This window comes from Sphingobium sp. D43FB (genome assembly GCF_002312805.1).
GTDB lineage: Bacteria > Pseudomonadota > Alphaproteobacteria > Sphingomonadales > Sphingomonadaceae > Sphingobium.
The window spans coordinates 270,831-295,648 of record NZ_NMUA01000001.1 but is presented as its reverse complement, the minus strand read 5'-3'; the positions used below and the strand labels follow the sequence as shown (position 1 = coordinate 295,648).

At 63.4% G+C, this 24,818-nt stretch carries 21 protein-coding genes; 10 read left to right on the top strand and 11 right to left on the bottom strand.

What is annotated here, in order from left to right; translation table 11 throughout:
- Positions 1-27 precede the first annotated feature (27 nt).
- The gene (locus tag SxD43FB_RS01350) at positions 28-1,953 is read left to right on the top strand and encodes a potassium transporter Kup (RefSeq protein ID WP_037474617.1); all 1,926 of its coding nucleotides are present in this window, start codon (positions 28-30) and stop codon (positions 1,951-1,953) included.
- A gap of 56 nt (positions 1,954-2,009) precedes the next feature.
- On the opposite strand, the gene SxD43FB_RS01345 is transcribed toward SxD43FB_RS01350, so the two are convergent.
- Positions 2,010-2,483, bottom strand: a complete 474-nt coding sequence (locus tag SxD43FB_RS01345) for an Hsp20 family protein (RefSeq protein WP_171899275.1) — start codon at positions 2,481-2,483, stop codon at positions 2,010-2,012.
- A gap of 519 nt (positions 2,484-3,002) precedes the next feature.
- Here SxD43FB_RS01345 and SxD43FB_RS01340 point away from each other — a divergent pair.
- Positions 3,003-4,253: a lipoprotein-releasing ABC transporter permease subunit gene (locus tag SxD43FB_RS01340; RefSeq protein WP_096060660.1), complete on the top strand. Its 1,251-nt coding sequence runs from the start codon at positions 3,003-3,005 to the stop codon at positions 4,251-4,253.
- Positions 4,246-4,923 carry an ABC transporter ATP-binding protein gene (locus SxD43FB_RS01335; protein ID WP_069066643.1) on the top strand — a complete coding sequence of 226 codons (678 nt, stop codon included), beginning with the start codon at positions 4,246-4,248 and terminating at the stop codon, positions 4,921-4,923. The genes SxD43FB_RS01340 and SxD43FB_RS01335 overlap by 8 nt, the downstream gene beginning before the upstream one ends.
- Before the next feature lie 40 nt (positions 4,924-4,963).
- Here the strand turns inward: SxD43FB_RS01335 and SxD43FB_RS01330 are convergent, their stop codons facing one another.
- Complete coding sequence (locus SxD43FB_RS01330) at positions 4,964-6,076, bottom strand: Yip1 family protein (protein ID WP_255245561.1); 1,113 nt, start codon at positions 6,074-6,076, stop codon at positions 4,964-4,966.
- A 1-nt stretch (position 6,077) separates the two neighbouring features.
- Between SxD43FB_RS01330 and SxD43FB_RS25080 the strand changes: the two genes are divergently transcribed.
- Both SxD43FB_RS25080 and dnaE read left to right on the top strand, forming a co-directional pair.
- The gene (locus SxD43FB_RS25080) at positions 6,078-6,218 is read left to right on the top strand and encodes a hypothetical protein (protein WP_176482637.1); all 141 of its coding nucleotides are present in this window, start codon (positions 6,078-6,080) and stop codon (positions 6,216-6,218) included.
- A 46-nt stretch (positions 6,219-6,264) separates the two neighbouring features.
- On the top strand, positions 6,265-9,810 hold the full coding sequence (gene dnaE, locus SxD43FB_RS01325; protein WP_096060658.1) for a DNA polymerase III subunit alpha: 3,546 nt from the start codon (positions 6,265-6,267) through the stop codon (positions 9,808-9,810).
- On the opposite strand, the gene SxD43FB_RS01320 is transcribed toward dnaE, so the two are convergent.
- The gene (locus SxD43FB_RS01320; protein WP_096060657.1) at positions 9,811-10,875 is read right to left on the bottom strand and encodes a PA0069 family radical SAM protein; all 1,065 of its coding nucleotides are present in this window, start codon (positions 10,873-10,875) and stop codon (positions 9,811-9,813) included.
- A 105-nt stretch (positions 10,876-10,980) separates the two neighbouring features.
- On the opposite strand from SxD43FB_RS01320, the gene rnr reads away from it, so the two are divergent.
- Entirely contained in the window at positions 10,981-13,281 is a 2,301-nt protein-coding gene (gene rnr / locus SxD43FB_RS01315; RefSeq protein ID WP_096060656.1) for a ribonuclease R, read from the top strand.
- A gap of 322 nt (positions 13,282-13,603) precedes the next feature.
- On the opposite strand, the gene SxD43FB_RS01310 is transcribed toward rnr, so the two are convergent.
- Positions 13,604-14,059, bottom strand: coding sequence for a universal stress protein (locus SxD43FB_RS01310; protein ID WP_069067086.1), 456 nt, complete (start codon positions 14,057-14,059; stop codon positions 13,604-13,606).
- Between the two features lie 186 nt (positions 14,060-14,245).
- On the opposite strand from SxD43FB_RS01310, the gene SxD43FB_RS01305 reads away from it, so the two are divergent.
- The 4 genes from SxD43FB_RS01305 to SxD43FB_RS01290 are packed head-to-tail and all read left to right on the top strand — an operon-like array spanning position 14,246 to position 17,990.
- A complete protein-coding gene (locus SxD43FB_RS01305) occupies positions 14,246-15,541 on the top strand; it encodes a pyruvate dehydrogenase complex dihydrolipoamide acetyltransferase (RefSeq protein ID WP_096060655.1) in 1,296 nt (431 codons plus the stop codon).
- Positions 15,541-15,942 (top strand): acyl-CoA thioesterase, encoded by a 402-nt coding sequence (locus SxD43FB_RS01300; protein ID WP_037474587.1) that lies wholly within the window; start codon positions 15,541-15,543, stop codon positions 15,940-15,942. The genes SxD43FB_RS01305 and SxD43FB_RS01300 overlap by 1 nt, the downstream gene beginning before the upstream one ends.
- A 22-nt stretch (positions 15,943-15,964) precedes the next feature.
- A complete protein-coding gene (gene lpdA, locus SxD43FB_RS01295) occupies positions 15,965-17,380 on the top strand; it encodes a dihydrolipoyl dehydrogenase (RefSeq protein WP_037474584.1) in 1,416 nt (471 codons plus the stop codon).
- Complete coding sequence (locus SxD43FB_RS01290) at positions 17,358-17,990, top strand: phosphatase PAP2 family protein (protein ID WP_096060654.1); 633 nt, start codon at positions 17,358-17,360, stop codon at positions 17,988-17,990. The genes lpdA and SxD43FB_RS01290 overlap by 23 nt, the downstream gene beginning before the upstream one ends.
- On the opposite strand, the gene SxD43FB_RS01285 is transcribed toward SxD43FB_RS01290, so the two are convergent.
- The 7 genes from SxD43FB_RS01285 to SxD43FB_RS01255 form a co-directional block, all read right to left on the bottom strand.
- Entirely contained in the window at positions 17,970-19,412 is a 1,443-nt protein-coding gene (locus tag SxD43FB_RS01285) for a DUF2142 domain-containing protein (RefSeq protein WP_255245560.1), read from the bottom strand. The two genes, SxD43FB_RS01290 and SxD43FB_RS01285, sit on opposite strands and share 21 nt — an antisense overlap.
- Positions 19,413-19,545: 133 nt before the next feature.
- Positions 19,546-20,490, bottom strand: coding sequence for a hemolysin family protein (locus SxD43FB_RS01280; RefSeq protein ID WP_096060652.1), 945 nt, complete (start codon positions 20,488-20,490; stop codon positions 19,546-19,548).
- An 8-nt stretch (positions 20,491-20,498) separates the two neighbouring features.
- Entirely contained in the window at positions 20,499-21,014 is a 516-nt protein-coding gene (gene ybeY, locus SxD43FB_RS01275) for an rRNA maturation RNase YbeY (protein WP_096060651.1), read from the bottom strand.
- A gap of 125 nt (positions 21,015-21,139) precedes the next feature.
- Complete coding sequence (locus tag SxD43FB_RS01270) at positions 21,140-22,144, bottom strand: PhoH family protein (protein ID WP_096060650.1); 1,005 nt, start codon at positions 22,142-22,144, stop codon at positions 21,140-21,142.
- Positions 22,145-22,244: 100 nt separating this feature from the next.
- Entirely contained in the window at positions 22,245-23,594 is a 1,350-nt protein-coding gene (gene miaB, locus SxD43FB_RS01265) for a tRNA (N6-isopentenyl adenosine(37)-C2)-methylthiotransferase MiaB (RefSeq protein ID WP_096060649.1), read from the bottom strand.
- Between the two features lie 9 nt (positions 23,595-23,603).
- On the bottom strand, positions 23,604-24,362 hold the full coding sequence (locus SxD43FB_RS01260) for a lysophospholipid acyltransferase family protein (RefSeq protein WP_096060648.1): 759 nt from the start codon (positions 24,360-24,362) through the stop codon (positions 23,604-23,606).
- Between the two features lie 2 nt (positions 24,363-24,364).
- The gene (locus SxD43FB_RS01255; RefSeq protein ID WP_037474568.1) at positions 24,365-24,787 is read right to left on the bottom strand and encodes a Fur family transcriptional regulator; all 423 of its coding nucleotides are present in this window, start codon (positions 24,785-24,787) and stop codon (positions 24,365-24,367) included.
- Positions 24,788-24,818: the final 31 nt, after the last annotated feature.

Genomic DNA, 24,818 nt, shown 5'->3' with positions numbered 1-24,818 from the left:
ACAGTATGACCATTGCGTTTTTCCTGCATGGCTGACCTGCTTCCCAACACAGCGCCGACGTCCGGCGAGGAAGAATCCGGCCACGGCCATGCCCGGCAGAAGGCCACCGTCAAGCTGGTGGTCGGCGCGATCGGCATCGTCTTTGGCGACATCGGCACCAGCCCGCTCTACGCCTTTCGCGAAACCTTCGCCGGGCATCATGAACTGACGCTCGACCCCGACCATATATTGGGTGTCATCAGCCTGATGTTCTGGTCGATGATGCTGGTGGTGACGCTGAAATATGTCAGCATCATCATGCGCGCCGATAATAAGGGTGAGGGCGGCAGCCTGGCGCTGCTGGCGCTGATCAACGGCCAGACGAAGACGCAGCGCTGGTCGCGCGGCATCGTCCTGTTGGGCGTCTTCGCGACGGCGCTCTTCTACGGCGACTCGATGATCACACCGGCCGTCTCGGTCCTGTCCGCGGTCGAGGGGCTTGCCGTTTATAATCCGGTGCTGGCCCCTGCGATCCTGCCAGTGGTGATCCTGATTCTTGTCGGGTTGTTCTGGATACAGGGGCTGGGCACCAACAAGGTCGCGACCCTGTTCGGTCCGATCATGCTGCTCTATTTCGTGACGATCGCGACGCTGGGCATCCTCTCGATCATCAAGACGCCCGGCATCCTCTACGCCTTCAACCCCTATTGGGCGGTGATGTTCTTCGTCACCGATCCGCTGCCCGCCTTCCTGGCGCTCGGTTCGGTCGTGCTGGCGGTGACGGGGGCCGAAGCCCTCTATGCCGATATGGGCCATTTCGGCCGCAATCCGATCCGCGTGTCCTGGCTCGCCTTCGTGCTGCCCGCGCTGATGCTCAACTATATGGGGCAGGGCGCGTTACTGTTCCGAGAGGGGGCCGCAGCGCTCGACAGTCCCTTCTACAATCTCGCCCCGCAATGGGCGCAGTTGCCCCTCATCGCACTCGCCACCATGGCCGCGATCATCGCGTCGCAGGCGGTGATTTCCGGCGCTTTCTCGGTCACGCAACAGGCGATCCAGCTCGGCTTCATGCCGCGCCTGCGCATCGCCCACACCAGCGCCGCGACCGCGGGCCAGATCTACATCCCCCTCATCAACTGGGGCCTGATGGTGATGGTCATCCTGCTGGTGCTGACCTTCAAGACCTCGTCCAACCTGACCGCCGCCTATGGCATCGCGGTCACGGGTGCGATGTTCATCGACAACGTCCTGCTGACCGTCGTGCTGTACCGGCTGTGGAACTGGAAATGGTATTATGCCGCGCCGGTGCTGGCGGTGTTCTACATCGTCGATGGTGCCTATCTCGCGGCCAACCTGACCAAGGTGCCCGATGGTGGCTGGTTCCCGCTGCTGATCGGCTTCATCATCTTCACCCTGCTGACCACCTGGTCGCGCGGTCGCCGCCTGGTGCAGGATCGGTTACGCGAAGCCGCGATGCCGATCCCGGTGTTCGTGGCGTCGGCCGCCAACAGCGCGGTGCGCGTGCCGGGCACGGCGGTCTTCATGACCTCGACGCCCGATGGCGTGCCCCATGCGCTGCTCCACAATCTCAAGCATAACAAGGTGCTGCACGAGCGAGTCATCCTGCTGACGGTCAAGATCAAGGACGTACCGGTGGTCGAAGATGACGGCCGCTGCAAGCTGGAGGATCTGGGACGCGGCTTCTTCCGTATGGTCCTGCAATATGGCTTCATGCAGGAACCCGATGTGCCCGCCGCGCTTAAGAATGTGTCGGGCTGTGGTCAGGCGTTCAAGATGATGGACACCAGCTTCTTCCTGGCCCGTCAGACCCTGTTGCCGTCGTCCAAACCCGGCATGCCGCTTTGGCGCGAAAAAATCTTCGCCTGGATGCTGCGCAACGCGGAAAGCGCGATGGAATTCTTCCGCCTGCCCACCAACCGCGTGGTCGAACTGGGCAGCCAGGTCGAGATATAGAAAAGGGCGCGGCCTTCGCAAAGGCCGCGCCCCACAGGCTTACGTCATTCCACCGCTCAGGCGGCGTCGCGGTCCTTGGCGGTGATCTCCACAAGCTGACCGCCATTTATAGCGATCTTCTTGGGCTTCATCGCTTCGGGCACTTCGCGCAACAGGTCGATCACCAGCAGGCCATCGGCCAGATCCGCCTTTTCCACCCGCACGAAATCGGCGAGTTCGAACCGCCGCTCGAAGCTGCGATTGGCGATGCCGACATGCAGATATTTGGACCGATCCGATGCCGACCCTTCATCCTTGCGACCGATCACCTGGAGCAGGTTTTGCTGCGCGGTGATGTCGATCTCATCGGGACGAAAACCGGCAACGGCCAGCGTCACGCGATAGCGATCCTCCGACAGGCGCTCGATGTTGAACGGGGGATAATTGTCACCTTGGCTCAACCGGGCGTTGTTTTCGATCAGGTCGAACAGACGATCGAAACCCACGGTGGAACGGCGATAGGGGGTAAGGTCAAATGCACGCATTGTCATAATCTCCCAAAGAGCAAAATGAACGGGCCGGACCCGAAACAGGCGTCCGGCGATACTGCGCCCAACCCCATAAGGCGGCTGGACAGCGTGGATATGGTTTTGAGCCCGACGGTTTCAAGGGGGCGAAACGGGCATGGCGCGCGCGGAAAAATGCCGACCTTGGACCTTTTGTCCAATGGCGATCGTTGGGCGCGAAGGACAAATAAAAAGCGCCCGGATCGTGTTTTCACGATCCGGGCGCTTCATAGACGATTGCTCGTCTCCCCCTTGGTCTGCCTCAACCGCTTCTCAGCCCCCTAAGCTCGAAGCGGGATGCAGTATCCCTGAACCACGGCCTTTTACCTGTGCTTCTAGGGTCTTGCTACGACTGCGGCGGGCCGGAGTCACGGGCAAAATCGGACGTCTGTGATTTTGCGGTGCGCCCTGTGGCCGTGATGCAACAATCTGGCAATGCTTGCCGTTCGGTCCCGCCATGCCTAGACGATCAGCCTATCCTTCCACAGAGGCCGTCCGCGCCACATGATTCTTTCCCGCTACGAACGCATGATCGCCAAGCGCTACCTTTTGCCCGGCAAGGGGGAAGGGTTCATCTTCCTCGTCGCCGGCATCAGCCTGGCCGCGGTCATGCTCGGTGTCGCCGCGCTCATCATCGTGATGAGCGTCATGAACGGCTTCCGCGCTGAACTGTTCGACAAGATCGTCGGCCTGAACGGCCATGCGGTGGTGCAGGGCTATGGCGGTCGTCTGCCGGACTGGCAATCGGTGCTGGCGCAGGCCAGAGCGACGCCCGGCGTCACCAACGCCACGCCGATGATCGAGCAGCCCTTGCTCGCCACCTTCAACGGCCGGGTCGAAGCCGTGCTGGTGCGTGGCATGACGGTGCCCGACATCCGCACCAACAAGACGCTCAAGGGCAAGGTGCTGGCGGGGACGCTCAACAATCTGACTGCCAATAGCAGCCGGATCGGCATTGGTTCGCGGCTGGCGGAAAATCTCGGCATCCAGTTGGGCGACAGCCTGACCATCATCAATCCGGCCGGTCGCTCGACCCCGTTCGGCACGGTGCCGCGCCAGGTCGCCTATCAGGTCGCCGCCATCTTCGAAGTGGGCGTCTATGATTATGACAAGGCGTTCGTCGTCATGCCGATGGAGGATGCGCAGACGCTGCTCCTGCTCGGCGACGTGGTCGGCATGATCGAGGTTGAAACCGTCGATGCCGATCGGGTCGGTCAGATATTGGAGCCGCTCGCTGGCAAAGTCGCCGGGCGCGCTGTCGTCACCGACTGGCGACAGATGAACGCTTCGCTGTTCGAGGCACTGGCTGTCGAGCGCATCGCGATGTTCGTCGTCCTGTCGATCATCGTGCTGGTCGCCGTGTTCAATATCCTTTCCTCGCTCATCATGCTGGTCCGCGCCAAGACGCGCGACATCGCCATCCTGCGGACGATGGGGGCCAGCCGGATCGGCCTGGTCAAGATCTTCATGACCGTCGGCGTCACCATCGGCACGCTGGGCATGGTGGCGGGCATGGTGCTGGGCTTCACTTTCCTCTTCTTCCGCCAGGGGATCGTCAACGCGATCCAGTTCGTGACGGGGCAAAATCTCTGGGATCCCTCGATCCGCTTCCTGACCGAACTGCCATCGCAGCCTGATCCGGTGGAGATCGCCAGCATCTGCATCATGGCGCTGGTGTTCAGCTTCCTTGCTACCCTTTATCCGGCCTTCAAGGCCGCCAATACCGATCCGGTCCAGGTGCTGCGCTATGAATGACATATTGAAGGTCACGGGCCTCACCCGCAGCTTCACCCAGGGCGGCGTCACTATCGACGTGCTGCGCGGCGTCGACCTCAATGTGGGGCCGGGCGAGATCGTGGCTTTGCTTGGGCCATCGGGGTCGGGCAAATCGACGCTGCTCCAGGCCGTCGGCCTGCTGGAGGGTGGCTTCGATGGTTCGATCCGCATCGGCGGCGAGGAAGCGGCCAAGCTCGACAATGACGGCCGCACCCGCCTGCGTCGCGACGCATTGGGTTTCGTCTATCAGTTCCACCATCTGCTGCCCGATTTCAACGCAACTGAAAATGTGATCCTGCCGCAGGTGATCCGCGACGTGGACATGGGTGCAGCCAAGGCGCGTGCCGAATCGCTGCTGACCGCGCTTGGTCTCGGCCACCGGCTCGATCATCGCCCCAGCCAATTGTCAGGCGGCGAGCAGCAGCGCGTCGCCGTCGCCCGCGCGCTGGCCAACCGCCCCGCGCTGGTGCTGGCCGACGAACCGACCGGCAATCTGGACGAGCGCACCGCCGACATCGTGCTTGCGGAATTTTTAGGGCTAGTCCGTGGCGAAGGCTCCGCCGCGCTGGTCGCCACGCATAATGAACGGCTGGCGCAGAAGATGGACCGGGTGGTTCGCCTGCATGAAGGACGGCTCGAACAACATTAAGGCAAGCCGCGACACCAACATGGATGTCGCGCCTTGTCTGTCACTGCGCCATCGCGGCCAGCTTCTCCGGGCCGATCGTCTGGACTGCAGACTTGAGTTCGTCGATATTGGCCACGGTGCCGCTGGCGGACAGCATGAAGCGATTGGCGATGCTCGTCGCATATTTGCCGTCGCGGCTTTCCTTATCCCAGCTTTCGTTGACCAACTGTCCATCGACCGTCTGCGTACGCTCATAGCCGGTCGCTGTTTCGCGGTTGGACTGGACGTTGAACGCTGCGCCGATCCCGGTCATCGCGCCCATCGCCGCCATGTCGATGATTTCCACCTTCATATCGTCGTCGCCTGCCTGATAGCGGGCGCTCGCCTGCGCGCCGCCAGCCATTCCCGCGCTCTCGATTTCGGTCCGCTCGAACCGACCGATTCGTTCAGGCAACAACGCCTGCAGCGCGGACGGGGACAGGGCGACGGCGGGCGCGCCAGTCTTGGCCGCGTCCTCCATCTTGCGCGCGGCTTCCTCCATCTTCTTGCCGGCGGCGTCGAGCTTGCCGAGATCGACCGTGCCGACACCCGGAATGGTCATTTGCCCATCGACTGCGGAGTCCCCCACTGATGGCGCTGCAAATCGCGAAAAGGGCGCGGCGACGGCACCGGCAAGGAGCGACAGCAATATGGCGGCGACGATCGTCACGATCGTATAAGGCATGGCTTTGTCGGCTGGTGCCCGCATCAATCGTGGCAAGCCGAGATACAGGAGATAGAGGCTGTAGAGCCCCAATATACGCAATATGCCGAGCATCGGCAGCAGCAGGAATATTCCGGCCAGCCAACTTGCCGTCGCCGAATAGGCCGCCACCTTGACTGCCTTGACCATATCCTTCTGGCCGCCGAACCGGGGTGCCAGCATGTTGATAAGCCAGGCCAGCACGAACAGGCCGATCAGTGAAAAGACATATTGGGCAATGGCGCTGCCAACGGCGCCGACCAGCGATGGCCGAAAGCTTATGCCAAGCGCGCCATAGCCGAACATCTGGCCACCAATCAGCCCGGCCAGCGGCGGTATCGCGGCCAGGATCATCGCATAGCCGATGAAGATGCTGCCGATGCTGGCAGGTTCGGCGTCGATGACTTCCCATTCGCTTTTGGGTTTGATCAATATGGATTTCGCCCTGTCGATCAGTCCGGGGGGCGTGGAAACCGGGTTCATGTCCGTCATGATGGCCTTCTCCCTGTTTGTCGCGGAATTTGACCAGCAGGACGCCGCGAAGGCAAGATCATTGTGCGATTTGGAAGAATGATGGGCAGGGGGCTGGCGTCGAATCGCGGCAGGTGCATATTGGGGCCATGCCTCATGCCGCTTTCGTTCCCCTCCGCATATTCTCCTCCTACACCATGCTGGAAGGCGCGATCGATCCCAAGGTCATCGCCAAACAGGCCAAGGCGCTGGGCTTTCCCGCCGCCGCCATCACCGACCGTAACGGCCTTTATGGCTCGATGGCCTTTTCGGACGCCTGCAAGAGCGACGGGGTGCAGCCGATCATCGGCGCCATGCTCGGCATCTTGCGGCCCGGCCGTCCGGCCAATGCGTCGGCGGTCCACGACTGGCTCGCCCTCTATGCGCAGGATGCGACGGGCTATGACAATCTCTGCGCGCTCGTTTCGATGGCGCATCTCGACCGGCCCTTGGAAGAAGTGCCCCATGTCGGCCTCGACGTGTTGGAGGGCCGCACCGAGGGCTTGATCGCGCTGACCGCAGGCGGGGAGGGGGCGTTGGCCCGCCTCTTCGCCGAGGATCAGCCCGACGCGGCCTTCGCCTATGCCGACCGGCTGCAGGCACTATTTCCCGACCGGCTCTATATCGAACTCTGTCGTCGTCTCGACCCCGTCGAGGGCAAGGCCGAACCGCATCTGCTCGATCTGGCCTATGCGCGCGACCTTCCTTTGGTAGCGACCAATCCGACCTGCTTTACCGAGCCGCATTTCCACGCGGCGCATGACGTCATGCTCTGCATCGCCGACAGCGCCTATGTCGATATGCCCGACCGGCGCACCAGTTCGCCCGACGCCTGGATGAAACCGACAGGCGAGATGAAGCGGCTGTTCGAGGATCTGCCCGAAGCGCTCGCCAACACTTTGGTCGTGGCGCAACGCTGTGCCGTCGCCGCGCCCAAGCGCAAGCCGATCCTTCCGAGTTTGGCAGGTGACATTGAGGGCGAAGCGCGGATGCTGCGCGACTTGGCGAGCGCTGGCCTCGACGCGCGGCTCGCCAAACTCGGTATCATCGACAGTGCCGCCCGTCAGCCCTATTTGGACCGGCTCCAGTTCGAGACGGACATCATCATCCAGATGGGCTTTCCCGGCTATTTCCTGATCGTCGCCGACTTCATCAAATGGGCGAAGGATCATGATATTCCGGTGGGTCCGGGCCGTGGTTCGGGTGCCGGGTCGGTCGTGGCATGGGCGCTGCTGATCACGGACCTCGATCCGCTGCAACTGGGCTTGCTGTTCGAACGCTTCCTGAACCCTGAACGTGTGTCGATGCCCGACTTCGACATCGACTTTTGCGAAACCCGACGTGGCGAGGTGATCCGCTACGTCCAGCAAAAATATGGCGTCGACCATGTCGCGCAGATCATCACGTTCGGAAAATTGAAGGCCCGCGCCGTGCTCAAGGACACCGGCCGCGTGCTCCAGATGAGCTATGGCCAGGTCGATCGCCTTGCCAAGCTGGTGCCGAACCACCCGACCGACCCCTGGACCCTGGAACGCTCGTTGAACGGCGTTGCCGAGTTCCGCGCCGAGTATGACAATGATGCGCAGGTCAAACGGCTGATCGACTATGCGATGAAGCTGGAGGGCTTCCCGCGCCACAGTTCCACCCATGCAGCGGGCGTGGTGATCGGCGACCGGCCCTTGCAGCAGCTCGTGCCGCTCTATCGCGACCCTCGATCCGACATGCCCGTCACCCAGTTCGACATGAAATATGTCGAAGGCGCAGGCCTCGTAAAGTTCGATTTTCTGGGGTTGAAGACGCTGTCGGTGCTGCAAAAGGCTGTCCAGTTGCTGGCGGCGCGCGGGGTGACGGTCGATCTCGATACGCTCGCCTGGGACGATAGCGCGGTCTACGACCTGCTCCAGCGTGGCGACACGGTCGGCGTGTTCCAGTTGGAATCCGAAGGCATGCGCAAGACGCTCGCCGCGGTCCGACCGACCAATTTCGGCGACATCATCGCGCTCGTCTCACTCTACCGGCCCGGCCCGATGGACAATATTCCCATGTTTGGCCGCCGCAAGAACGGGCAGGAGGCGATCGAATATCCCCACATATTGCTGAAACCGATCCTCGAAGAAACCTATGGCATCTTCGTCTATCAGGAACAGGTGATGCAGGCCGCGCAGATATTGGCGGGCTATAGTCTGGGCGACGCCGACCTGTTGCGCCGCGCCATGGGCAAGAAGGTCAAGGCGGAGATGGACGCGCAGCGCTCGCGTTTCGTCGAGGGCTGCGCCGCCAAGAGCGAAATTCCCAAGGCTAAGGCGAACGAACTGTTCGATTTGATCGACAAATTCGCGGGCTATGGCTTCAACAAGAGCCATGCCGCCGCCTATGCGCTGCTCGCTTATCAGACGGCCTGGCTCAAGGCGCATTATCCAGCGGAATTCTACGCCGGGTCGATGGCTTTCGATATTCATCTGACCGACAAGCTGACGATCTTCGTCGATGATATGCGGCGCATGGGGCTGACCTGCCTTGCGCCCGACATCAACCGAAGCCAGGCGGACTTTTCGGTCGAGGCTGTCCCTTATGAAGGCGAAGACCCGCGTTTGGGCTTTGCCGTGCGCTATGCGCTGGGTGGCCTCAAAGGCGTGGGCGAGAAGGCGATGGACCAGTTGGTCGCGGAGCGCGATGCGGCCGGGCCTTTCAAATCGCTGGATGATTTTGCCGACCGCATCGAACCGCGCCTGCTCAACCGGCGGCAGTTGGAAAGCCTGGCGGCGGCGGGGGCGTTCGATGATGTGCATCCCGACCGCGCCGGGGTCCATGCTGCCGCAGAAACGATCTTGGCCGTTGGTGTCAGTGCGGCGCAGGCGCGTGAGAGCGGGCAGGGTGGCCTGTTCGGCGACGTTGAGACGCCCCATGCCGATGTCCGGATTCCGCCGCATCAGGCCTGGACCGTGTCGGATCGCATGGCGCAGGAAAAGGAAGCGTTCGGCTTCTATTTCTCCGCTCATCCGGTCGATCGCTACCGCCATCTGGCGGATGCGCGTGGCGCGCGCAGCTATGGCGCGGTCTGTCAGCAGCCGGTGGGCATGCCGAACGAGGAAGGCCGGGTGATGACCATCATGGCGGCCATGGTGGAAGATGTGCGCTGGCGCGAAACCAAGCGCGGTGCGCGTTATGCCAATGCGACCTTCTCCGACAGTAGCGGCCAGTTTCAGGCCAGTTGTTTCGAAGAGGATGCGTGCAAGGCGATCGAGGAATTGGCGCGCGACGGTGATTGCGCCCTGCTGGTCGTCGAACTGGATCGGCTGCCGGGCGAGGAAACCCCGCGCGTCACGGTGCGCGGCGTCGAACCCTTCCGCCAGATCGCCAGTGCTTCGCGCATGGAATTGACGGTCGATGTGGAAACGGCCGAGGCGGTTGCCAAGCTGGCCGAGATATTAGGGCAGGCCGAGGGCGGCCGCAGCGAAATTTTCCTGCGCGCGCCGGTCAGCGATGGCCAGGCGGCGCGCGTCTTCCTGGGCGACAGGTTCAGCCTGGGGGCGGATCAGGTCGATGCGATCGGGGCTATCCGGGGTCTGACCATCCATCGCTTCGAGCGGATGGACGTGAAGGCGGACGGCTATAAGACGCGCACCCGCCGGTCGGGCATGCGGTTGGTCGGCTGATCAGAAGAGCCGCGGCTGCGCGCCTTCGGGTGGGTGGAACAGGTCGGTGCGCAAGGTCAGCCGCTCGTCGCCAAAGCCCGCCTTTCGCCGCGCCTTGACGAAGCGGCTTCGGATCAGATCGGCCCATACCCCTTGGCCGCGCATCCGGCTGCCGAAATTAGGGTCATTGTCGCGCCCGCCGCGCAGGTTGCGGATGATGGCCATCACCTTGGCCGCGCGGTCGGGATGATGCGCATCGAGCCAGGCGCGAAATAGTGGTGCCACCTCATGGGGCAGGCGGACGAGGATGTAGTTGACGTCTCGCGCGCCTGCCGCGGCGACACGGGCGACCACGCTTTCGATTTCATGGTCGTTGATGGCCGGAATGATCGGCGACATATTGGCTGTCACGGGAATGCCCGCTTGCGCCAGTTGCGCGATCGCTTCCAGCCGCCGTTCCGGGTGCGGCGCGCGCGGCTCCAGTGTGCGGGCGACCTTGGGGTCGAGCGTGGTGACGGAGAGCATCACCGCCACCAGATTGTCGCGCGCCAGGTCCGCGAGCAGGTCGATGTCGCGCAGGATGCGGTCGGACTTGGTCGTGATGAAGGTCGGGTGCCGCGTTTCGACCAGCACCTCCAGCACTTGCTGCGTGATCCGCCAATCCTTCTCGATCGGTTGATAGGGATCGGTATTGGTGCCCATCGCGATCGGCGCGACGCTGTAATTTTTCCTGCCCAACTCGGCCCGCAGCAAAGCGGCGGCGTCGGGCTTGGCGAACAGTTTGGTTTCGAAATCCAGCCCCGGCGACAGGTCATGATAGGCGTGGCTCGGCCGCGCGTAACAATAGATGCAGCCATGCTCGCAGCCGCGATAGGCGTTGATCGAGCGATCGAAGCCGATGTCGGGTGAGGCATTGCGGGCGATGATGGTGCGCGGCCGTTCGACCGTGACTTCGGTGCGGAGTCGCGGGAGCGCGCCTTCCTGCATGGCCAGATCGAGCCAGTCGCCGTCCACCGATCGCTGCGGCAGGTTGAAGCGTTGGCTTTCGCCGTTGACGGTCGCGCCTCTGCCCTTTTCGATTGCCATGACCAAGAATAGAACAAATAAGGAACAATGGCAACAGGACGGTCGAGTGCCGGTTCGGAATGGGGGCACTGGCGTCGCAGGGGCGGCGTCCCTATAGCTAAGTGCATGGCATCAACCCAAAAGCACAAGACACCGGACAAGGTCCGCCCCGCAGGCTTCCCGACGCGCGATCAGGTGATGGACTTCATCACCACATCGGACCAGCCCGCGGGCAAGCGGGAGATCGCCAAGGCCTTCGGCCTCAAGGGGCAGGAGAAGATCGCGCTCAAGGCGCTGCTCAAGGATATGGCCGACGAAGGGCTGATCGATCTTGGCCCGGCGAGGGCCTTCCACAAGCTGGGCGGTGTGCCTAAGGTGACGGTGCTGCGGATCATCGATGTCGATGACACGACGCTGATCGCGACCCCGGAACGGTGGGAGGCCGAGGGCCAGCCCGCGCCGCGCCTGCGCATCGTGGAGCGCGGCAAGCGCGGCGCGCTGACCATCGGCGACCGCATCCTGGCGCGGACTGAGGAGGCGGGGCGCGGCTGGGTTGCGCATCCGATGAAGAAGCTCGCCAAGGCCACCGAGATGTTGCTGGGCGTGGTCGAGGAGATGGCCGACGGCAAATTATGGCTGCGCCCGGTAGACAAGCGCATCCGCAAGGATACGCCGATCAGCGATGCGGGCGCCGCCAAGAAGGGTGATCTCGTCCTGGCCGAGCCATCCGGTCGCCCGCCGCGCATTTCGGCGCGGGTGACCGACATATTGGGTGACCCCTTCGCCCCGCGCAGCTTCAGCCTGATCGCGATCCACAAACATGGCATCCCCCATGTCTTTCCCGAAGCGACGGAGGAAGAGGCGCTGGTCGCCGCCGCTCTGCCGCTGCATGAGGAGAAGCGCGAAGACCTGCGCCACCTGCCGATCGTCGCCATCGATCCGGTGGATGCGCGCGACCATGATGATGCGGTGTGGGCGGAAGCGGACAGCGACCCGGACAATAGTGGCGGGTTTCGCGCGATCGTCGCGATTGCCGATGTCAGCTACTATGTACGCCCCGGCAGCGCGCTCGATCGCGAAGCGCGCAAGCGAGGAAATAGCGTTTATTTTCCAGACCTTGTCGTGCCGATGCTGCCGCATCAGCTATCGTCGGACATGTGTTCGCTTCGGGCCGGACAGGACCGGGCGGCGATGGCGTGCCACCTGACCATCAACGCGCAGGGCAAGGTGACCGCCTGGCGCTTTAGTCGCGCGGTGATCCGCGTCGCGTCGGTCATGGCCTATGAGGATGCGCAGGCGGCGATCGACGGCACGGGCGAGCATGAATTGCTCGAAACGGCGCTCAAGCCGCTTTGGGCTTGCTGGGCCTTGTTGCACAAGGCGCGGCTGGCGCGTGAGCCATTGGCGCTCGACTTGCCCGAACGGCGGGTGGTGCTGGACGAATGGGGCAAGATCGTCAGCGTCGCTGTCCGCGAACGGCTCGACGCGCATATGCTGATCGAGGATTATATGATCGCGGCCAATGTCGCGGCGGCCAAGGCGCTGGAAGCGAAGAAGGCGCCGGTCATGTACCGCGTCCATGAACCGCCAAGCCGCGACAAGCTGGTGGCGCTCAAGGAATATCTGGCGACCTTCGACATCGAATTTGCGCTGGGGCAGGTGATCCGACCCGCGACCTTCAACCATCTGATCAAGCGGGTGGGGGAAGCGGAAGCGAAGCCGCAGATCATGGAGCAGATCCTCCGCAGCCAGACGCAGGCCTATTACAGCCCGCAAAATATGGGGCATTTCGGCTTGGCGCTTGGCTCCTATGGCCATTTCACCTCGCCGATCCGCCGCTATGCCGACCTTTTGGTCCATCGCGCGCTAGTGGGGGCTTATGGGCTGGAACTGCCCGCGCCCAAGGGCGGGATCATCCCCGACCGATCCTCGCTGAGCCAGGAGGATTATGAGAATATGGGCAAGGTCGGCGAGATGATCTCCGGCCATGAACGGCGCGCGATGGAGGCAGAGCGCGATACGGTCGATCGCTATGTCGCCGCGTTCCTGGCCGCCCATGTCGGCGAACTGGTCAAGGCGCGGATTACCGGGGTGCAGAATTTCGGCTTCTTCGCGACGGTTGATGGCCTGGGCGGTGATGGGCTGGTGCCGGTATCGACCATGGGCGCTGAACGCTTTTTCTATGACGAGGCGGGCAAAGCGCTGGAAGGGGTCGAGAGCGGCGATCGCTATACGGTCGGTCAGCGGCTGGAACTGCGGTTGGCCGAGGCGGACCCGATCAACGGCTCGCTACGCTTCGAACTGCCCGATCATCCCGCGCCGCGCGGCGGGCCGATGAAGCGCGACCGGACACGGCCGGGTAGCCATCGCGGGCGGCCAGTCAACATCCGGCATATGGGGGCGACGCGGGGCAAGCATAAGCGGTAAGGGTACTGTTTAGAGCATGATGACTTTAAGTCGGATCACTCCGTTCGCCCTGAGTAGGGGCTGAGCTTGTCGAAGACCCGTATCGAAGGGTCGGCTGCGCTTACATCCTTCGATACGCCATTTCCACTTCGCTCAATGCCTGTCCTGAGCGCCTGCCTTGGCAGGCAGTCGAAGGGGCTACTGAGGACGAACGGTTCTGAGTAAAGTCATCACGCTCTAGCTTGCCCGCAATGGTGGTGCTTCATTCTCGACTTGGTGCCGGGGCACTTGGGTGGGAGATGGGTTCCCGCTTTCGCGGGAATGACGGCGCGTGGATCGAGCGTCAGCTCAGGCGGTCGATCGATTCCGCGTCGAGCGCGCCGGGGATGACCATGATGGGGCAGGGCATTCGGCCCGCATCTGCTCCGGCGAAATGCGATACCAGAGGGCCGGGCGGGCCGCTGGCGGCGGCACCCAATACCAGTGCGGCGACATCGTCCATTTCATCGAGAGTTTCGCGCACGACAGCAACGGCTTCGCCCTGGCGCACGGTGATGCTGGGACGAATACCGGATTCATCCATCAATGTTCCGGCTGCACTGGTGACCAGCGCCTCGGCGCGTTGCAGCGCTTCATCCTCCATCGTCGCCTGTACGCCGCCCCACTGGACGAATTCGGCCGGCGGGATCAGGGCGAGGATGCGGACGGTGCCGCCGGTCTTGGCTGCGCGCCGTGCGGCGAAGCGCAGCGCGGTTTCAGCCTCCGGCGATTCGTCCACGACAACCAGATATGCCCGCACTGAATATTGCCCCTGCAAAGATTTGATGGCCATGCCGTTCGGTCAATCGGACCGAACGAACCATAGGGGTGAAATGTGGGCCATAATCGGCTTTGGCGCAAGGCGTCCCTTGACCGTTCCGGCGAATGCGTGAAAACGAACAGCAAATGGCGCGTGCCGCATAATTGAAGAAGAGGCCCAGAACGCATGAGCAAGACGATCCAGATGCCCGCTTTGTCCCCCACCATGGAGGAAGGGACGCTGGCCAAATGGCTGGTCAAGGAAGGGGATACGGTATCGTCCGGCGATCTGCTGGCGGAAATCGAGACCGACAAGGCGACGATGGAGTTCGAGGCGGTCGATGAAGGCGTGATCGCCAAAATCCTGGTATCCGAAGGCTCCGAAGGCGTGAAAGTCGGCACCGTGATCGCGATCATCGCGGAAGAAGGCGAGGACGTCGCGGCCGTCGCTGCCGGTGGTGGCGAAGCTGCACCCAAGGCCGAGGCGGCACCTGCCAAGGCGGAAGCCGAAGCGCCTGCCGCAACGCCAAAGGCTGCGGCTGCGCCCGCCGCTGCTGCCCCCGCCGAGGGTCGGGTCAAGGCCAGCCCGCTCGCGCGCCGTCTGGCCCAGGACAAGGGCATCGATCTGGCGGCGGTCACCGGTTCCGGTCCCAATGGCCGCATCGTGAAGGGCGATCTGGACGGGGCGAAGGCAGGCACGGCCAAGTCGGCCGCTGCGCCTGCTGCCGCCCCGGCGGAGAAGGCTCCTGCGGCCCCGGCACCGGCTGCGCCGACCGGCGCGCAGGATTTCGGCATTCCACACGAGGTCGTCAAGCTGAGCGGCATGCGCAAGACGATCGCGCGCCGCTTGACCGAATCCAAGCAGCAAGTGCCGCACATTTATCTGACGGTCGATATCCAGCTCGACAAGCTGCTCAAACTGCGCGGCGAACTCAATGCGGGGCTTGCCAGCCGCAAGGTCAAGCTGTCGGTCAACGACCTGCTGATCAAGGCGCTGGGCGTGGCGCTCGCCGAAGTGCCGGAATGCAACGTTCAGTTTGCGGGCGACCAGATGCTGCAGTTCAAGCGCGCCGACATTTCGGTCGCGGTGTCGATCCCCGGTGGCCTGATCACCCCGATCATCACCGACGCAGGCAGCAAGGGCGTCGCCGCAATCTCCGACGCGATGAAGGATCTCGCCAGCCGCGCCAAGGACGGCAAGCTCAAGCCGGAAGAATATCAGGGCGGCACCGCCTCGCTCTCCAACATGGGCATGTTCGGCATCAAGCAGTTCGAGGCGGTCATCAACCCGCCCCAGGGCATGATCATGGCGATCGGCGCGGGCGAGAAGCGGCCGTTCGTGGTCGATGACAGCCTGCAGATCGCAACCGTCATGTCGGCCACCGGCAGCTTCGACCATCGCGCCATCGACGGCGCCGATGGGGCGCGGTTGATGAAGGCGTTCAAGGAATTGATCGAAAACCCGATCGGCATGTTGGCCTGATGCCGTTCGTTGACGAGCAGCCGCCGGAGCATCACCCGGCGGTGCGGGTCATCGCCATGCCCGCCGATACCAATCCCTATGGGGATATTTTCGGCGGTTGGCTGATGAGCCTGATGGATTCGGCGGCAGGATCGGTAGCTGCGCGCTACAGCCATGGCCGTGCCGTGACGATCGCGGTGGAGGGCATGACGTTCCTGCGCCCGGTCGTCGTCGGCGACGAGGTTTCGGTGTTCGCTACCCTCAAATCCGTTGGGCGCACGTCGATGAAGATTGCGGTAGAAGCGTGGCGTCGTGCGCGACATGACGACCGATCCTATCGCGTGACCCAGGCGACCTTTACCTTCGTGGCGATCGGAGAGGATCGCCAGCCCCGTTCCGTTCCGCCGATCGCGGAAGCCTAATTACAAGAAGCGAGTGTGACCCATGGCTGATACCTACGATCTCATCGTCCTCGGCTCCGGCCCCGGCGGCTATGTCGCCGCGATCCGCGCTGCGCAGCTCGGCCTCAAGACGGCCATCGTCGAGCGCGAAAATCTGGGCGGCATCTGCCTCAACTGGGGCTGCATCCCGACCAAGGCGCTGCTGCGGTCGGCCGAGATTTTCCATTATATGCAGCATGCCAAGGATTATGGCCTGGCAGCGGACAATATCACGGCGGACATCGAAGCGGTGGTGAAGCGGTCGCGCGGCGTTGCCAAGCAGCTCAATCAGGGCGTCACCCACCTGATGAAGAAGAACAAGATCACCGTCCATATGGGCGATGGCAAGCTGGTGGCGAAGGGCAAGCTGTCCGTTACCAAGGATGGCAAGACCGAGGAACTGACGGCCAAGCATATCATCATCGCGACTGGTGCGCGCGCCCGCGACTTGCCGCAGCTCAAGGCCGACGGCAAGCGGGTGTGGACCTATCGCCACGCCATGACGCCGCCGGAAATGCCGACCAAGCTGCTGGTCATCGGATCGGGCGCGATCGGTATCGAATTTGCGAGCTTCTACAACGACATGGGCGCGGACGTGACCGTGGTCGAGATGATGGACCGCATCGTCCCCGTCGAAGATGCCGATGTGTCCGCTTTCCTGGAAAAGGCGGTCAAGAAGCAGGGCATGACCGTGCTGACCGGGGCCAAGATCGAAAAAATCGCGACCGGCGACAAGGGCGTGACCGCGACGATCAAGGACAAGACGGGCAAGGCGATCGAGGCCGAATATAGCCATGTGATCGTGGCGATCGGCATCGTCCCCAATGTCGAAAATCTGGGTCTGGAAGAGGTCGGCGTCGAGCCGGACCAGCGTTTCCACGTCAAGACCGACGCCTATGGCCGCACCAATGTCGATGGCATCTGGGCGATCGGCGACGTGACGGCGCCGCCATGGCTGGCGCACAAGGCGAGCCATGAGGGCGTGATCGTCGCCGAGATGATTGCGCAGACGCTGGGCAACAAGGATGTCCATCCCCATGCGATGGACGTGCGCAACATTCCAGGCTGCACCTATTGCCACCCGCAGATCGCCAGCGTCGGCCTGACCGAAGCCAAGGCGAAGGAAGCGGGTTATGAGGTGAAGGTCGGCATGTTCCCCTTCATCGGCAATGGCAAGGCGATCGCGCTAGGCGAGGCCGAGGGCTTCACCAAGACGGTGTTCGACGCCAAGACCGGCGAGCTGCTGGGCGCGCATATGATCGGCGCGGAAGTGACCGAGATGATCCAGGGCTATACGATCGGCAAGACGCTGGAGACGACCGAGGCGGAATTGATGCACACGGTCTTCCCGCATCCGACCATTTCGGAGTCGATGCACGAAAGCGTTCTGGCCGCTTATGGGCGTGCGATCCATATCTGATCGCTGGACACGGGAGAAAGGCGCGGGGGCTATGGTCCTCGCGCTTTTGTGCGTCGTCGCCATTGCGTGGATGCAGCGCGCGGGGTGGCTGGATGGCTTGAATGTCGGCCTGATGGGCGCGGCGGGCGAAGCACGCGATAGTGCTTGGGGCGGGCCTTCCATTGCGCTGATGCGGCTGGCAACGGCGATCGGCGACACGATCGGCCGATTAGCGATATTGGCGGTGGTGTTTCCCCTTTTGCTGTGGGGACGTCGGCGGGCCGATGCGCTGTGGCTGGCGCTGATGATGGCGGGGGGCACGGCGCTCAACCTGATCCTCAAGCAGATATTCGCCGCGCCGCGCCCCGACCTGTTGCCGCATCTGGACATCGTGCAGAGCTACAGCTTTCCGAGCGGCCATGCGGCGGGCAATATGATGTTGTTCGGCGCACTGGCGATGCTGGCCGGGCGGCGTAGCGTCTATTGGGCGGCGGGCGTGATGATCGCACTGATCGGTATCAGCCGGGTGTGGCTGGGCGTGCATTGGCCGAGTGACGTGATGGCGGGTTGGGTCACCGGCTTCGGCTGGCTGCTGCTGTGCCGGGTGTGGTTACCAGCGCGGCGAGGGTAGCAGCAAGGCGCGGGCCAGGCTGTCATGCGGTGGCATGCCGTCGGTGGTGATGAAGCCATGAACCCAGAAACTGTCGAATAACGTCATGGCCGCGATGACGAGCAGCAGTAAGGCGGTCCCTGCGAACAGGCGCGGTACGCCGCGCATCGGTCGGTCGGGCGAGAGCGCGATCAGGATCAAGGGCAGGATCGGCAGGAAATAGCGGCCCTGCGTCCCCTGAATATAGTCGGCCCCCAGCGGCGTGCCGGTCAGATACATGGCGGTTTCGATCAGCAAGGCAATGCCGCCCGCGACCGCCAGCCACCAGAGCCGTTGAGCGATGCCGAAACGCGCGCCTGTGCCAGTTGCGATGCCTGTGCCGAGCATGAGCAGGGCAATCGGATAGGCGAGCAGGGGCAGCAATATGGCGTTCCAGCCGAAGCGGCCGACGATCTGGAGGGCATAGACCGGCGCGCGTTCGGTCACGCTGGAGACGAGGATGCGGACATAGGCTAACGGATCGTGCAGGATGACGGCCAGTTGGTCGGCGAGCGGGGCGGTCATCATCGTCTCGCCGGTGCGGCGCGACTGGATATGGTAGAGCGCCTGGCTGCCGCCGGACAATGTCATCCACAGGATGAAGCCGATGGCGCCGACCAGCATCGCGCCGACCAGCAGCCATGGCCGATAGTCGCGCCGGTCGTGCGGCCAGCGCAGGCCTGCCGCCATGATGGGGAGGTAGACGCCTTTGGCGAGGGCCAGAAGCGGGGCGATGATGAACAATCCGGCGGCGCGGGCGGGGCTTGCGCCCATGAAGCCGATCCGCAGCGCAAGCGCTAGGCCGAGAAAGCCGAGGCCATTGATGACCGCATCGGGCGAGAGTGATCCGGTCTGATAGGCGAAGGTCGGGAGTAGGGCGGTTGCCAGCAGGGCGTTGCGGCCGAAGGGGAGGAGTTGCAGCGCGGCGATCAGCAGCAGTAGTCCCGTCGCCGCGTTGACGAGGCGACCGACATAGAAGGCGTCGCGCCGCGACACGTCGAGCGCTTCGCCCAGATACAGGCCGAGTGCACCGGGGGCATAGAGGGTGGGCGCGTAGCTCGCGACATTGGGAAAGTCGGCGAAGGCAGTGCCGGGCCGCTGCGCATCGGCATCACCGCTCCGTTCCAGCATGGCGCGATCGAAGCGGCGCAGCGTGGGCGGAACGTCGGTCGGGAAATCGACGGCGTGAAAGTCCACGGCCGCGCGCGGCAAAGTCGCGCCGATCAGATCGCCGCGCTGTTCGGTCAGGACACGCCCCTCCGACAGCAGCAGCGCCTTCATATAATGTTGGTTTTCGTCTGGCGCCTGAAAAGGCGGCGTGATCAGCGTGCAGAACAGGGTGGCGATGGCGATGGCCGCCAGCAACAGCTTTTCCAGCCTGCTCCATGGCGCGGCCAGCAGCATGTCGGCGCTCCGGGCGCCTGTTCTTGTCCTGATCCGTTCGCTTCGCATCGCCGCCGCACTTTACCCAATGACCGCGATGCTAAAGCCCAGCCCTTAATATTTCCCGTCCGTAACTCAATTTTGCTGGGATTGCCTAGCCGTCTTCTTCGATTGCCCGCTTGATCGGCGGGTGCAGCCGCAACCGGGTCACGCGCCGTCCGTCGCTGGCGAGGATTTCGAGTTTCCAGCCGCTTTGATCGTGCATCAATATTTCGCCGGGTTCGGGTACGCGGCCCGCGATGACGAAGGCGAGACCGCCCAGCGTATCGACATCCTCGTCGATATCGCCCAGCTTCTCGTCGATTTCCTCGGCAACGTCCTCCAGTTCGGCGCGGGCGTCGGCTTCCCACAGGCCGTCTTCCAGCGGGACCAGCATCGCTTCGGGGGCATCGTCATGCTCATCCTCGACCTCGCCGACGATTTCCTCGACCAGATCCTCGAAGGTTAACAGCCCCTCGGTGCCCGAATATTCGTCCAGCACGATGGCAAGATGCGTGCGCTTGGCGCGCATTTCGGCGAGCAGGTCGAGCGCGCCCATGCTTTCGGGCACATAGAGCGGCTGGCGGATCAGCGGTTCGAGCGTTTCCGGCACCGGGTCTTTGCCCGCCAATATGGCGAAAGCGTCGCGGATATGGACCATGCCCACGATGGTATCGAGCGTGTCGCGATAGACCGGGATGCGGCTATGGCCCGCTTCGGCGAACAGCGCGGCGAGATCGGCGAAACTCGCTTTCTCCTCGATCGCGATAATGTCGGCGCGGGGCACGGCGACGTCGTCGACCGTATGTTCGGAAAAATGGAGGAGGTTGCGGACCATCTGCCGCTCGATCGCCGACAGGTCGCCCTTGGTAGGCGGGGCTGCGCCGACTTCCTCGCTATCCTCGTCATATTCGTCGAGCGCTTCTTCCAGTTCCTGTCGCAGGCTGGTGGATTCGCCATCGCCGAACAGGAGCGACTTGATGCCGCTCCATAAGCCGCCGTCGTTACTACTGTCCGATTCCTTGGAACCGTTGCCGTCCTTCGGGCTGCCCTCAGCCATAGTTAGTCCTAATCCCCTGTCATTATGCGATCCCCATAGGGATCGGGAAGTCCAAGACTGGCCAGCGCGGCGATTTCCAACGCTTCCATGGCCTGCGCCTCATTGTCGTCCATATGATCATATCCGAGCAAATGAAAAGTCCCGTGAACAATCAAATGCACGGCATGATCGGCGATGGAGATGCCCTTGTCGGCCGCTTCGGCGGCGCAGACCCCCTCGGCCAGCACGATGTCGCCGAGCAGGACTTCGCCATCGTCGGTGTTGGCGGTGCCTTGCAACAGGTCGGCCTGCACCATCGGAAAGGACAGGACGTTGGTCGGCTTGTCCTTGTCGCGATAGGCGCGGTTCAACGCATGCACTTCGGCGTCGCTGGTCAGCTTGACCGCGATTTCATACAGCGCCTGGTCGGTCGCGAAGGCGGCATAGGGGCTGTGGGCGATGGCGGCGGCGACGGCGCTTTGGGCGAGCTGTTCCCAGTCCGCACCGGGCCAGCCATCTTCGTGGAGGAGAGCGACTTCAATCATGATATGCCTTGCTTTCCGTTCGGGCTGAGCGAAGTCGAAGCCCGTGCCAGAGCGAAGCGAAGGCACCTCGCTCTGCTCGGTAGGGCATTTCGACTTCGCTCAGTGCGAACGGACGAGTATGTCGTTTACGCATCCGGCCCCTCATAGGCCTGGACGATGCGCCCGACGACGGGGTGGCGGACGACGTCGCCGATGCCGAAGGGCACCATGGCGATCCCCTCGACACCTTCCAGCCGCGCGACCGCATCGGCGAGGCCCGAGGCGCCGGGTTGCGGCAGATCGACTTGCTTGGGATCGCCGCACACGACCATGCGGCTGCCTTCGCCGAAGCGAGTGAGAAACATCTTCATCTGGGCGATGGTGGTGTTCTGCGCTTCGTCCAGCACGATGAAGGCGTTGGCAAGCGTCCGTCCACGCATGAAGGCGAGCGGCGCGATTTCGATCTCTCCGCTGGCGATGCGCCGTTCGACCTGCTCGGCAGGCAGCGTGTCGTAGAGCGCGTCGTAGATCGGGCGAAGATAGGGATCGACCTTCTCCTTCATGTCGCCGGGCAGGAAGCCCAGCCGCTCACCGGCCTCGACCGCGGGGCGCGACAGGATCAGCTTGTCGACCGTGCCGGTGATGAGCTGGCTGACCGCTTGGGCCACGGCGAGATAGGTTTTGCCGGTGCCTGCTGGCCCCAGGGCGAAGATGATGTCGTTGCGGTTCAGCGCCTCCATATAGGTGACCTGGGTGGCCGAGCGCGGGACGATCGTCTTCTTGCGGGTGCGGATCATCACCGTGGGCGGTTCGGCGACATCGTGGCGGATGATGCCGTCCAGCGTCGGTTCGGACGACATGGCGATGACGGCTTCGACCGCGCCGGTATCGATCTGCTGCCCCGCGACGATTCGGTTGTAGAGGCCGGTCATGACATCGCGCGCACGGGCGGCGGCCTGCGCCTCGCCCTCGATCTGCAGCTTGTTGCCGCGCGCCGCGATGTAGACGCCCAGCCGATTTTCGATCGCAACCAGATTGCGGTCATATTGGCCGAACAATGTGCCGAGCAGATGCGGCTTGTCGAAGGTGACTTCGAGTTTTGCGCGTTCGGTGACTTCGCTGCGATGGTGGGGGTTCGGTTTCTTGCCCATGCTTAGCCTCCCTTGCTCGTCATGCATCTCGTGAAGATCCGTCCCAGCGGAAGATCGGGGAGATGGCGTCCCGCCCATGCGGGAATGACGAGGCTTTGGTTCAAGCGGCTTTCCTCCTGCTATAGTCGCCGGCCAGACTATTGGGACCGGCGCTGATGATATCGACTTCGATAAGGTCGCCGATCGCACTGTCGGGCGCGGTGACGTGGACGGACTGGAGCCAGGGCGTCTTGCCAATCAATTGACCGGGATAGCGACCCTTGCGCTCCAGCAATATGTCGGTGCGGCGACCGACGGTGGCGCTGTTGAACGCGACCTGATGCCGGTTGATCGCGGCTTGCAGCCGGGCGAGGCGTTCGTCCATGACGGCGGCGGGCACTTGGCCCTCCATGTCGGCGGCCGGGGTGCCGGGGCGGGGGCTATATTTGAACGAATAGCATTGGGCATAGCCAACGGCATCGACGATGCGCAGCGTATCTTCGAACTCCGCGTCGGTTTCGCCGGGAAAGCCGACGATGAAGTCACCCGACAGGGCGATGTCGGGCCGCACGGCGCGGACCCGGTCGAGGAGGCGCAGATAGCTCGCCACATCATGGCTGCGGTTCATGGCCTTGAGGATGCGGTCATTGCCCGACTGTACCGGCAGATGGAGGAAGGGCATTAGCTTGGCGCAATCGCCATGCGCGGCAATGAGGCCGTCGCTCATGTCGTTGGGATGGCTGGTCGTGTAGCGGATGCGTTGGAGGCCGGGCAGTTCGGCCAATCCGCGCACCAGCCCGTCCATGCCCTGCATGCGCCCCTTGTCATCCTCGCCCGACCAGGCGTTGACGTTCTGGCCCAGCAGGGTGATTTCCTTCACGCCGCCATCGACCAGCGCCTTGGCTTCGTCGAGGATGGCGGTCCATGACCGGCTGATCTCCGCCCCGCGTGTGTAGGGCACGACGCAATAGGTGCAGAATTTGTCGCACCCTTCCATGATCGTCAGGAAGGCGGTGGGGCGCGCCTGCTTGGTGCGAGCGGGTAGCGCGCCGAATTTGGACGCGGCGGGCATGTCGGTATCGACGGCCTCTTCCCCGCGTCCGGCCTTTTCGATCAGGTCGGGCAGGCGATGATAGGCTTGCGGGCCGACGACGATATCGACGTTCTTGGCGCGGCGGCTGATCTCGCTGCCTTCGGCTTGCGCGACGCAGCCAGCGACCGCGATCATCGGGCGGGTGCCGTCCTCGCGGGTCATGCGGCCGATGTCGGAATAGACCTTGTCCACCGCCTTTTCGCGGATGTGGCAGGTGTTGAGGATGACCAGATCGGCATCCGTCCCGTCCGCCGCCGCCGTCATTCCCTGCGCGCCAAGCATCTCGGCCATGCGCTCGCCATCATAGACGTTCATCTGGCAACCGAAGGATTTGACGTGGAAGGTGGCAGGCGCTTTGGGGGCATCGGTACGATTCATGGCCACTAGCTATATAGAGGGCGGGACAGAAGCGAAAGGGCGCTGGTGCAGGGCGATACTTGCGGCGATCGCGTCGCGCGCGGTTGCCGCGATCACTTTGCGATCGGCGCAGCTTGCCGGGTCGAAGGGCGCCAGGAAGCGGAGCGTCACGACGAGCGGCCCCTTGTGTCCAAGCACACGCCAGGCGTTGGTGCCTGCGGGTTCATCGCCATGCCAGGCGATCTCACCGGTCGCTGCGCCATAGTCGATATGCACCGGCTGGATCAGCACGGCGCGGGGCGGAGGGATAAGGACGGCGAGCAGCGAGGGTTTGAACGGCAGCAGGCCGCTGCCGTCGCTGGTGGTGCCTTCGGGGAAGAGCGCGACCGGCTGATGCCCTTGCATCGCGGCGCGCAGCGCATCGAGTTGATGGGACAGAGCGCCGCGCCGTTCGCGGGCGACAAACAGCGTGTTGTTCTGGGCTGCCAGCCAGCCGATCACCGGCCAGCGCGCGATCCCGTCATGCGCGACGAAGGCCGCGCCGGTCGTGCCGCCGAGCGCCAATATATCGATCCAGCTGACATGATTGGCGAGGAGAACCATGTCGCCATCATGCGGCTGTCCCGCACGCTCCACGCGCGCGCCGATCGAGCGCGCCGCCAGCGCCAGGAAGCGGCGTGGCCAGGGTGACCGTTGCTGGACCAGCTTCCAGAGCAGATGGGGGATAAGACAGGCAAGCAGGCTGGCGACCAGCGCTGCGATGCGGGCCGTGCGGCGGACAGGCGCCAGCGTCAGTTCTTCCGTTCCAGGGCTACGCCGTACAGTTCCATGCGATGGTCGACCAGGCGGAAGCCGAGCTTCTCGGCAATCTGCTTTTGCAGCTGCTCCAGTTCGGGATCGACAAATTCGATGACATTGCCGGTTTCGACATCGATCAGATGGTCATGATGCGATTCCGGTGCCGCTTCGTAGCGGGCGCGGCCGTCGCCAAAGTCATGGCGCTCCAAGATACCCGCTTCCTCGAACAGGCGGACGGTGCGGTAGACGGTGGCGATCGAAATGCCCGGATCGATCATCGCGGAGCGTTTATGCAGTTCCTCGACATCGGGATGATCCATGGCGTCGCTCAACACCTGAGCGATCACGCGCCGTTGTTCGGTGATGCGAAGGCCTTTTTCATGGCACAGGGCTTCGACGTCGATCTTGCGGTTCATGAAGGCTCGCTCAAATGGAAAGTCCGGGGAT